Source organism: Vogesella fluminis (assembly GCF_014652335.1).
Taxonomy (GTDB): Bacteria; Pseudomonadota; Gammaproteobacteria; order Burkholderiales; family Chromobacteriaceae; genus Vogesella; species Vogesella fluminis.
In genome coordinates this window covers 1-3,455 of sequence record NZ_BMYP01000080.1, presented here as the reverse complement: position 1 = coordinate 3,455, position 3,455 = coordinate 1, and the positions used below count along the sequence as shown (strand labels likewise).

Annotated in this window: 1 protein-coding gene and 1 pseudogene; both read right to left on the bottom strand. The window is 52.4% G+C overall.

The genetic code is table 11. From position 1 onward, the window contains the following. Positions 1-300 (bottom strand): annotated as a pseudogene (locus IE083_RS15345) (transposase); the annotation flags it as partial. Between the two features lie 311 nt (positions 301-611). Continuing rightward, entirely contained in the window at positions 612-3,344 is a 2,733-nt protein-coding gene (locus IE083_RS15340; RefSeq protein WP_189354909.1) for an ankyrin repeat domain-containing protein, read from the bottom strand. Between the last annotated feature and the right edge of the window lie 111 nt (positions 3,345-3,455).

Sequence of the window (3,455 nt, the reverse complement as noted above, 5' to 3'; positions counted from 1 at the left end):
TCAAGTGGCGCACCAGCTCCCGCCGTGACGGTGCGCTCACCACTTCTTTCGAAGAGCTTCCTTGGTGATCTCATTCTCGAGCATCGTCTCGGCCAGGAGCTTTTTCAGCCGTGCGTTCTCGGCTTCTAGCTCCTTGAGGCGCTTGGCTTCCGACACATTCATGCCGCCAAACTTGCTGCGCCAGAGGTAATAGCTGGCTTCCGAGAAGGCGTGCTTTCGGCAAAGCTCGGCTACGGGCATGCCGGCTTCTGCTTCGCGCAGAAAGCCAATGATCTGTTCTTCGGTGAATCGTTTCTTCATGTCCAACTCCTTGTCATGGTGGATTGGACTCTAAAGTCACGTGCTACTCAATACCGGGGGGACGTCGCCGCGTAAAACCGCTATCCAAATGGCAGCTTACGAATTCCAGGGTTGACCGCTGCAGTCCGAGAGCTGCCATCTGACTACGGCCCACTGACTGGCCGCTTCGGCCGACCTGCCGCCGACCGGGTGAGAACTCCGGCAGATCGTCGGCCAAAGCAGACGAATGGGTGAACGATGAGGAATGGCCGCTTTCAAATTGGAGAGCGGCCATTAATGCATCTAGTGAATACGGACTGATTTACTGCCTGTTAATTCAGCGATGGCACCTGCTCAAGCAATTGCACGATCGACTCCAGTTCTTTCCTGGATGCACAACGCTCGCTGTCTTGGGCGCGTAGTTCTGCAAGAAACTCCAATGCATCGGGCTGCTCTATCAAGGTCTCCGCCAACTCCAGGGGCGTCAGATTGTTCGCGTCTCTCTGCCAAACTAATTCTGGTGCCAGTTGGGATAGACGCTTGACTGCATGAGTATGACCTGCCCAACTTGCGGTATGCAGCGGGGTGCGCCCATCTCGCGTGACCTTGTCTAATTGACATGGATGATCAAGCAGGACATCCACGCAACCATCCTCGAGTGATTTACATGCTGCATGCAGTGCCGTCATGCCATGCCAGTCTTGCAAATCAGGATTAGCCCCGGCTTTTAGCATCATCTGCACCAATTCTGTGTCGCCAGCCTGTGCCATTAACATCAGTGGGGTTTGCCTCTTCAAGTCAGAAATATTCAACTGTTTCGGACTCTCCTTGACCAGCTGACCGAAAAACTGTCGCCAGTGCTTCAGCATGTTTTCGAACTGGTGTTGCACACCTTGCAGTTCGACAGGAATCATCTGCCGCATCTGCGGAAGCCGCGATGAAAACTGGGTGTGCACTTTTATCAGGCTCATCAGTACAGAATTTCCCTCAACATCAGGCAAAGGGGATTTCAGCAAGGCCCGATTGGCGTTGATCCACTGTGACAGACCATCCTGATCTCCTGACATGAGCAGAGGAATCAGCTCTTTAAACAATTCTTTAACCACTCCGCTAGCGCGGCGCTTCTCGGTCGGAAAGCTAGGGTAAGGTTTGTAGAGGGTGTTCCAGAAATATTCTGCGGCCCAACGTGCGGTTTCCTCAATGGGTGGAATGTCATCAACATTGCGGTACTCGGCCATCATTCCGCCGGCCAGCATCTCTCGGTAGTACTTATCGTGGTTGTTAGCGATGAGTTTGCCGTTGGCGACAGCCAAAGCAAGGCAGTCCCTGGCTATCTCTCCGCGCAAGGTACCGAAATTGCGCTCAAGCCCAGCATCCAGAGCTTCCCGGAACAGCTTTTCTGCACCATCGAAATCGTTGCATGCCAGTATATGTTTGGCCTTGTATTGCAAGATGGGAGTCTTCCACTGAGCAAATCCCTCGCTTGCTTCCGCTTCTTCAAGCAAAGACTGAACCTTGACTTGCGTGTCTTTCGGCCGATTGTTGCGCTCGCCATTCAGATAGCCATCAAGCTCTAGACAAATGGTTGCCACGATTTGGGCGGGCGTATTCGCCAACTCGCGCATACGTTGCAACGCAACCCGCTTTGCTTTTAGTCCAAGTAACGGGTGTTGTGCCACTTGCGAGATCACCCCAAAGCTATTTTCCTGCTGCAGATTTCGCCAGTGTGGTGAATTCTTCATGCGCTCAACCAGATTTTGCACACGGCCCATCTCATTGAAGTCACGCGCGGCACGCTCAAGATTGCGTTCCATGATGAGTAATTCAGATGGCTCATCCCAGCCCACATGGTTTTCCAACTCAGCACCTGCTTCCATGTCAAAGAAGCTACGTGTCAGGAATTGGGCAAGCTCCTGATTTGCCATTACCCACCGAGAAGGCAAGATGGAGAGAAGCAGGCCATTCTGGTACCAAGGTGGTAGTTGCGCTTCAAACCAGGCATTTTCTGCAGACTCACCTTCATCACGACAATGGTGCCAAGCGTCAACGGTGAGGTTGTAGACCAACTTGTAGATATTGAAGATTTGTAGCAGTTTGTTTTGCTCAGGATCAGCGCACTGCCGATCAACGTCCGGGCAAAGGAATTTGAGCAAGCGTATATAACCATCCTGCATCGCACGTGCGAGCAGCAGGCGCTGACGAATAACCTGCATGGACGGAGCGGCGTAACGCTCGGTCAGATGCTTTACGAATAACGCCTTCTCATCATCATCGGCAGGCTCTCCCAGAATCGCTTCAAGACGCCCAGGCGCAGTCATGGGTAACTCGCAACGTAGCTTGTCGGCAGTTAGCGCTTTGCGTTTCACAAACACCAAAGCAGCAGCAAACTGCTCTGCCGGTGTACTTTCCATATCCGGGGAGAAAACACCCTGGAAAGTCAGTTCCGCATCATCCGAAAAGTACTTCCGAATGCTGTCGGGCCGGATCGGTGTGTCATTACGCCAGTTGTACAACGACCGTCGCAAGCCCTCATGAATGCCGTAGGTGGCCTCGCTATGCTGGTCAGCGATTTGCTCGACAGACATTCCCAGCAAGTCCAATAGCCAGTCCACGACCTGAGCAACGGGTAAATACAGGCTAGCGTTACCATCCTCATCGCGAGACTCTGGCAAATACCAGAAGCGCCCACTTGGCATTCCTTTGTCTAATGACCCATCAAGGCTCCAAAAGGCGACTCGACGCGCCAGTCCGGGAATGAAAAATTGCCCCAGTAGTGCCCATAAAATCTGTCGCTGATCAGCAGCGTAAGTCCAGGTTTTCAATTCGATGGACTTGTAAGCATTAGCAAACTCCATGAGATTGCCGATGGCATCCACCTGTGCTTCTGGGTCCATATCCAACGCTTCAAATATAGCCTTGAGAACCTCTTCACCCATGGCTCTGTGCGCGTCAAAACTGATTTGCCCGGTTGCAAACTTGTCTTTTTTATTAGTTTGGAATGTCTTGCCGCCTAGGCTTTGATAGATCTCCAGCAGGATGGCTTCAGTAAGTGGTAGGGTACTCATCGTATCTTTCCTTTGGTGTTGTTGAGGCTGCCCAGCCATACTCGCGAAACCAGACCGCTTTATCACTGAAATCCCTCGTACCCCCTTCTTAATCAGAACACGCGGGGGGGG